Origin of the sequence: Pseudorhodoferax sp. Leaf265 (genome assembly GCF_001422365.1) — a bacterium.
In the GTDB taxonomy this organism is placed as follows: domain Bacteria; phylum Pseudomonadota; class Gammaproteobacteria; order Burkholderiales; family Burkholderiaceae_C; genus Pseudorhodoferax.
Map to the genome: position 1 here is coordinate 1 of NZ_LMMT01000031.1, position 6,587 is coordinate 6,587.

Sequence of the window (6,587 nt, forward strand, 5' to 3'; positions counted from 1 at the left end):
ATGGCGCTGGGCGCGGTGGCGGCGGTCAAGGCCGATGGCGCTGGGCGCGGTGGCGGCGGTCAAGGCCGCGGGCAAGACCGGCAAGGTGGCCGTGGTGGGCTACGACAACATCAGCGCGATCAAGCCCATGCTGAAAGACGGGCGGGTGCTGGCCACGGCCGACCAGTTCGCGGCCAAGCAGGCGGTGTTCGGCATCGAGACGGCGCTCAAGGCGCTGGCGGCCAAGACCGCGCAGAACAGCATGCCGGCCGAGATCAAGACCGACGTCGTGCTGGTCACCAAGGATTCCAAGTGAAGGGCCCCGCCATGCAACGACGTACCTTCGGCGCCGTGCTCGCCGGCCTGGCGCTGGCACTGCACGGCTGCGGCGGCAGCGACGACGATCCCGCGCCGAAGATCATCATCGACAGCGACTACAACACGATGAGCGACGATGGCCAGCTCGGCGTGATGGCCGCGCAGCTGCAGGCCCAGGGCAAGCTCCAGGTGCTGGGCATCACCGTGGTGTCGGGCAACAAGTGGCTGGACCAGGGCGTGGTCGAGGCGCTCAAGTCCGTGGAACGGCTGGGCATGGGCCAGCGCATCCCGGTGTACGCAGGCGAGAACTACGCGCTCTCGCACGACTGGGCCACCATCGAGCGGGAGATCGCGGCCGGCGCCGAGAACGACGGCTACTACGGCGCCTGGAGCGTGCAGAAAACGGCGCCTACCGCCGCCGAACTGGTCGCGCCGTCGGACGGGTTCGCAACGACCACGGCGCTGCAGTCCCAGCATGCCGTCGACTTCCTGATCGACAGCATCAAGGCCAACCCCGGCCGGGTCACCATCCTGGCGATCGGCCCGCTGACCAACATCGCCAAGGCCATGCGCAAGGCGCCCGAGATCGTGCCGCTGATCCAGCAGATCATCTACATGGGCGGAGCCGTGCACGTGCCGGGCAACACCACCAAGACAGCAGAGTTCAACTGGTGGTTCGACCCCGAAGCCGCGCAATACGTGGTGCGCCAGCCAGTGCCGCAGGTGGTGGTGCCGCTGGACGTGACCGACACCGTGCAACTGACCACGCCGGTCTACAACCGCATCGCGCATGGCGCGCGCGAGACCGCCGTCACGAAGCAGTTCAAGGAGGTCATGGGCCCGGGCTTCAACGGCATCGGTTTCGAGGGCGACCCGAACTACGAGCTGGACGTCTGGGACACGCTGACCATCGCCTACCTGATCGACCCCAGCTACGCGACCGAGGTCAGCGAGGAATATGTGGACGTGGTCAACGCGCCCGGCCAGGCGAACAACGGCCAGTCCATCGGCTACGCCACGCAACCGGCAGGTCCGACGCTGCAGAAGATGAAAGTGGTGAAGAAGTTCGACAACGCGCGCTTCTTCGAGCTGTACGTGGACCTGCTCACGCGGCCGGTGCCGATTCCCTGACGCCCGATGCGCTGCGCGCCAGCGCGGCGCGTCAGAACACCACGCCGGCGTAGAGCAGCACGTTGGCGTAGGGTGTGCACTCGCCGGTGCGCACCATGGCCGTGGCGCCTTGGCACAGCTGTTTGAACTGCGCATGCGGCACCTGTCCGGGCACCACCGGCAGCCCCGCGCTCCAGGCCGGGCGCTGTGCGCCATCGGGGCCGCAGGCCTCCAGCGCGATCACGGCACGCTCGACCTGCAACTCACTGAGCACGGCCTGCAGCACGTCGGCGAAGCGCGGCACGCCACGCATGATGGCCAGGTCGATGCGCAGCGGTCCGGCCGGAATCGGCAGCCCCGCATCGCCGATGACCAGCAGGTCGCCATGGCCCATGCCGGCGATCACGCGCGAGAGTTCTGCATGCAGCAAGGTGGTGCGCTTCATGGCAGCTCCTGGGCGGCCGGTGGCTCGGGCTGGGCGTCGACCTCGGCGGCGGTCGGAATCGACACCTGCGCGCCCACGCGCGTCACACACACGGCCGCAGCGCGCACGCCGCGCGCGGTCGCCTGCGCCAGTGATTGCCCCTGGGCCAGCGCCACGGCCAGGGCGCCGGCAAAGGTGTCCCCAGCGGCCGTGGTGTCGACGGCCTGCACCTGCGGCGCGGGCTGTAGGCGGCAGCCGCCCTGCTCCACCGTGACGGCGCCCTGCGCGCCCAGCGTCACCACCACGCGCGCCACGCCGCGCGCGCGCAGCACCTGGCCGGCGGCGGCGGCCTGCCCGGGCGTTGCCACCGCGCAGCCGGCATAGGCCGCCGCCTCCACCTCGTTGACCACCAGCGTGTCCACCTGCGGCCACAGGCTGTCGGGCAGCGGCTGCATGGGCGAGGGATTGAGCAGCACCGGACAGCCGGCGCGGTGCGCCGCGGCCACGGCCTGCAGCACCACCGGCAGCGGCGATTCGAGCTGGGTCACGAAGAACTGCGCACCGCGCAGCTGCTGCGCCAGCGCAGCATCGTCCGTCTGCAACGCGGCATTGGCGCCGGGCAGCACGACGATGCGGTTCTGCGCCGAGTCCTCCAGCATCACCAGCGCGCGGCCGGTCGGCTGCTGCGGATCGACCTGCAGTGCATCGAGCGCGATGCCGTCCTGAACCAGCGCGTCGCGGAGCGCCCGACCGTCGGCATCCTCGCCGATGCGCGCCAGCAGCCGCACGCGGCCGCCCTGGCGCGCGCAGCTGACGGCCTGGTTGCCGCCCTTGCCACCGGGCAGCAGTGCCAGCGAATGGCCGATCAGCGTCTCGCCGGCCTGCGGCGCGCGCGGCACGCGCAGCAGCAGGTCCATGTTGAGGCTGCCCAGCACCAGGATGTGCGGTGCGCTCCTCATGCCGCTGTTCCCCGGTACGGTGCGGTCGAGGCGCGCACGCGCAGCTCGGGCTGCAGCACGACCTTGCGCACGTCCTGCCGGCGCCCTTCGATGCGCTCGAGCAGCATGTCCACCGCCATCGCGGCGATGCGTTGCTTGGGCTGGGCCACGGTGGTCAACGGCGGACAGGCGAAGCGCGCCAGCTCGATGTCGTCGAAGCCGACCAGCGACAGTTCATCGGGCACGGCCACGCCGCACTCGTGCGCGGCGCACAGCGCACCGATGGCCATCAGGTCGTTGGCGACGAACACGGCGCTGGGCCGCGGCGTGCGCCGCAGGATGGCATGCATGGCGGCATAGCCGCCCTCGCTCGTGAAGTCACCGGGCTGCAGCAGGCCCGCGCTGGGCAGGCCCAGGCCGGCCAGCGCCATGCGCCAACCCTCGGCGCGCTGGTCGGCCGTGGCCACGCCGGCCGGCCCGCCGATGCAGGCGATGTGCCGGTGGCCCAGCGCCGTGAGGTGCTGCACTGCCAGCAGCGCGCCCTGCATGTGGGCCGTTTCCACCAGGTCGCAGGGCAAGGTGTCGATCTCGCGGTCGACCATGACGGTCGGCATGCGCAGGCCGGCCAGCAGGTCGGGCAGGGCCGGGTCTTCGCCGGACGAGACCACGATCAGCCCGTCGACCCGCCGCTCGGCCAGCACCTGCAGCACCATGCCCTGGCGGCGCGGTTCGTCGTCGGTGTTGCACAGCACCAGGTTGTAGCCGGCGCCGAAGCAGCGGTCCTCGATGCCACGCACGATCTCGGCGAAGTACGGGTTCGAGCTGTTCGGGATCAGCATGCCCAGCGTGTTGGTGGCGCTGCGCTGCAGGCTGCGCGCCACGGCGCTGGGCACGTAGCCCAGTTCGCGGATGGCCTGCTCGACCCGGTTGCGCCCCTCTTCGCTGACGAAGCGGGTCTTGTTGACCACGTGCGAGACGGTGGTCACCGACACCCGCGCCGCGCGCGCCACGTCCTTGATGGTGGCCATGCCCTCAGCCCCTGGCCGCGCGGCGCTGGCGCAGCGTGTCGACGATCACCGCGACCACGATCACGCAGCCCGTGATGATGCGCTTGCTGGGCTCGCTGGCGCCGACCTGGGCCAGGCCGGCCTCCAGCACCGCGATGATCAGCACACCGATGAAGGTGTTGACCACCGAGCCGCGCCCGCCCATGAGGCTGGTGCCGCCGATCACCACGGCGGCGATCACGCGCAGCTCCATGCCCTGGCCCGCGTTCGGGTCGGCTGCCTCCATGCGCGCGGCCTGCATGAGCCCGGCCAGGCCGGCCAGCAACCCGGTGAGCGTGAACACGGCGATGCGCACGGGCCGCGGATCGACACCGGCCAGGCGCATGGCCTCCTCGTTGGTGCCGATGCCCACCACGCTGCGGCCGAACACCGTGCGCGTGAGCACCAGCTGGCCGACGACCACCAGCGCCACCGCGATCAGGAAGGCCACCGACACGCCGCCCACGAGCGGCGCCGCCAGGCCGGCGATGCGGTCGCCCACGTACTGCGTGCGCGAGCCCGTGACCAGGTAGGCCGAGCCGCGCACCACCTCCAGCATGCCCAGCGAGACGATGAAGGACGGCAGCCGCCAGGCCACCGAGACCGAGCCCAGCACCAGCCCGCACAACGCACCGGCCGCCAGGCCCAGCAGCGCGGCGGCCGGCGGCGCCCAGCCCCACTGCAGCACGGCCATGGCACTCAGTGCGGCGCTCAGTGCCAGCACCGAACCGACCGACAGGTCGATGCCCGCGATGATCAGCACGAAGGTCATGCCCACCGCCATCACGGCCAGCGCCGGGATCTCGTTGACGATGGCGACGAAGGTGTCGACGGTGAAGAAGTACTCGCTCAAGCTGCTGAACAGCGCCACCATGCCGAGCAGCACGACGGCCAGCCCGAGATAGGTGCCGAGCTGCGCGCCCAGGCTGCTGCGCGGTGCGGGGGTGGTGGCAGCACTCATGCCGTTTCCTCGTTGCGTGGTTCGCCGACGCCGCTGAACGCGGCGGCCAGCAGGGATTGTTCGGTCCAGGCGCCGCGCTCGAACACCTGCACCAGGCGGCCGCCGCTCATGACGCCGATGCGGTCGCACATGGCCATCAGTTCGCGCAGGTCGCTGGAGACCATCAGCAACGCACGGCCGTCGGCGGCCATGCGCTCCAGCTCGGCGTACAGGTCGGCGCGCGCGCCCACGTCGACGCCGCGCGTGGGCTCGTCCAGCAGCAGCACCTCGCAGTCGCGGTGCAGCCAGCGCGCGAACACCACCTTCTGCTGGTTGCCGCCCGACAGCGCGGCCACCGGCTGCTCCTCGTCGCGGCAGCGCACGCGCAGCTTGCGCACCAGGGCCTGCACGATGCCGCGCTCGCTGCCCGGCTGCAGCCAGCCGCCGCGCGCCACGGCGGTCAGGTCGCTCACGGTGGTGTTGACACGGATCGGCTGCGGCAGCAGCAGGCCTTCGGACTTGCGGTCTTCGCTGACCAGTCCGATGCGCTGGCGCACCGCCTGCACCGGGCTGGACCAGCGTGGCGCGGCCTGGCCATCTGCCGCCAGCAGCTCGACGGTGCCGCGGTCCGCCCGGTCGGCGCCGTAGACCAGCCGCAGCAATTCTGTGCGGCCCGAGCCGACCAGGCCGGCCAGGCCGAACACCTCGCCGGCATGCAGGTCCAGGCTCACGCCCTGCACCACCTGGGCCCGGCCCAGTCCGCGCACGCGCAGCTTCACCGGCCCGGCCGGGCGGCGCGGTCGGTCGGCCTCGTCATCGAGCGCGCGGCCGATCATGCGCTGCACCAGGTCGGCTTCGCTGACGCCGGCCATGGCCCGCGCGTCGACCAGCCGGCCATCGCGCAGCACGGCCACGCGGTCGCAGATGCGGCGCAATTCCTCCAGCCGGTGCGAGACATAGATCAGCGCGACGCCCGCCGCCGCCAGCTGGGCGATCTGCGCGAACAGGCGCTCGGACTCGCGCGCGGTCAACATGGCGGTGGGCTCGTCCAGGATCAGCACGCGCGTGTCGTCCTGCAGGTTGCGCGCGATCTCCACCATCTGCTGGTGGCCGATGCCCAGCTGCGCCACCGGCACGCCGGGGTCGATGTCCGTGAGGCCAATGCGCGCCAGCTGCTGCTCGGCCAGCCGGCGCAGCCGGCTGCGGTCGACCCAGCCGGCGCGCTGCGGCAGCCGGCCCAGCAGCAGGTTCTCGGCCACGGTCAGCGTGGGCACCAGGCCCAGCTCCTGCATGACCATGCGCACGCCCTGGGCCTCGGCCTCGCGGCGCGTCCTGGGCGCGAACGGCTGCCCGCCCAGCCGCATGCTGCCGCGCGTGGGCGCGACCAGGCCGCAGACGATCTTGGACAGCGTGCTCTTGCCCGCGCCGTTCTCGCCCGTCAGCGCCAGCACCTGGCCGGCGTGCAGGTCCAGGCTGACGCCGTCCAGCACGGTGGCGGCGTAGTCCTTGCCGATGTCTTGCAGCGACAGGACCGGCGGCTCGCCCGCCATGTCTACTTGCTGTCCTTGGTGACCAGCACGACGTCGGTCTTGATCTCGGCCGGCATGCTGTTCTGCGCGGTCTTGCCCGCCAGCGCCTTGAGCGCCGTCTCGATGCCGAACACCGCCTGCTTGGCCGCGAACTGGTCGGCCGTGGCCAGCACCCGCCCGTCTTGCAGCATGGGCTTGATCGCGCTGATGTTGTCGTAGCCCACCACGGCCACCTTGCCGGTCTTGCCCGCGGCCTTGACCGCCGCCACCGCGCCCAGCGCCATCGAGTCGTTGCCCGCCAGC

At 71.6% G+C, this 6,587-nt stretch carries 8 protein-coding genes; 2 read left to right on the top strand and 6 right to left on the bottom strand.

Annotated features, from left to right (window positions below; genetic code table 11):
* Together ASF45_RS21580 and ASF45_RS21585 are read left to right on the top strand one after the other, a co-directional pair.
* The coding region (locus tag ASF45_RS21580; RefSeq protein WP_156473128.1) for a substrate-binding domain-containing protein at positions 1-295 on the top strand (295 nt) is incomplete at its 5' end.
* 11 nt (positions 296-306) lie between these two features.
* Positions 307-1,428: a nucleoside hydrolase gene (locus ASF45_RS21585; RefSeq protein ID WP_056667711.1), complete on the top strand. Its 1,122-nt coding sequence runs from the start codon at positions 307-309 to the stop codon at positions 1,426-1,428.
* Between the two features lie 31 nt (positions 1,429-1,459).
* Here ASF45_RS21585 and rbsD read toward each other — a convergent pair whose 3' ends face one another.
* From rbsD to ASF45_RS21615, 6 genes are all read right to left on the bottom strand, one after another.
* Entirely contained in the window at positions 1,460-1,852 is a 393-nt protein-coding gene (gene rbsD / locus ASF45_RS21590; protein WP_056667694.1) for a D-ribose pyranase, read from the bottom strand.
* The gene (gene rbsK / locus ASF45_RS21595; RefSeq protein ID WP_056667697.1) at positions 1,849-2,790 is read right to left on the bottom strand and encodes a ribokinase; all 942 of its coding nucleotides are present in this window, start codon (positions 2,788-2,790) and stop codon (positions 1,849-1,851) included. Before rbsK ends, rbsD begins: the two co-directional genes overlap by 4 nt.
* Positions 2,787-3,797: a LacI family DNA-binding transcriptional regulator gene (locus ASF45_RS21600; RefSeq protein WP_056667701.1), complete on the bottom strand. Its 1,011-nt coding sequence runs from the start codon at positions 3,795-3,797 to the stop codon at positions 2,787-2,789. Before ASF45_RS21600 ends, rbsK begins: the two co-directional genes overlap by 4 nt.
* A 4-nt stretch (positions 3,798-3,801) precedes the next feature.
* Positions 3,802-4,776: an ABC transporter permease gene (locus ASF45_RS21605; protein ID WP_056667704.1), complete on the bottom strand. Its 975-nt coding sequence runs from the start codon at positions 4,774-4,776 to the stop codon at positions 3,802-3,804.
* Positions 4,773-6,305: a sugar ABC transporter ATP-binding protein gene (locus tag ASF45_RS21610; RefSeq protein ID WP_056667707.1), complete on the bottom strand. Its 1,533-nt coding sequence runs from the start codon at positions 6,303-6,305 to the stop codon at positions 4,773-4,775. Before ASF45_RS21610 ends, ASF45_RS21605 begins: the two co-directional genes overlap by 4 nt.
* Positions 6,306-6,307: 2 nt before the next feature.
* A partial coding sequence (locus ASF45_RS21615) for a substrate-binding domain-containing protein (RefSeq protein ID WP_156473129.1) occupies positions 6,308-6,587 on the bottom strand: 280 nt, incomplete at its 5' end.

Coding starts and splice junctions, on each gene's coding strand:
- rbsD (WP_056667694.1), bottom strand. CDS start 1,852: ATGAAGCGCACCACCTTGCTGCATGCAGAACTCTCGCGCGTGATCGCC.
- ASF45_RS21585 (WP_056667711.1), top strand. CDS start 307: ATGCAACGACGTACCTTCGGCGCCGTGCTCGCCGGCCTGGCGCTGGCA.
- ASF45_RS21600 (WP_056667701.1), bottom strand. CDS start 3,797: ATGGCCACCATCAAGGACGTGGCGCGCGCGGCGCGGGTGTCGGTGACC.
- ASF45_RS21610 (WP_056667707.1), bottom strand. CDS start 6,305: ATGGCGGGCGAGCCGCCGGTCCTGTCGCTGCAAGACATCGGCAAGGAC.
- ASF45_RS21605 (WP_056667704.1), bottom strand. CDS start 4,776: ATGAGTGCTGCCACCACCCCCGCACCGCGCAGCAGCCTGGGCGCGCAG.
- rbsK (WP_056667697.1), bottom strand. CDS start 2,790: ATGAGGAGCGCACCGCACATCCTGGTGCTGGGCAGCCTCAACATGGAC.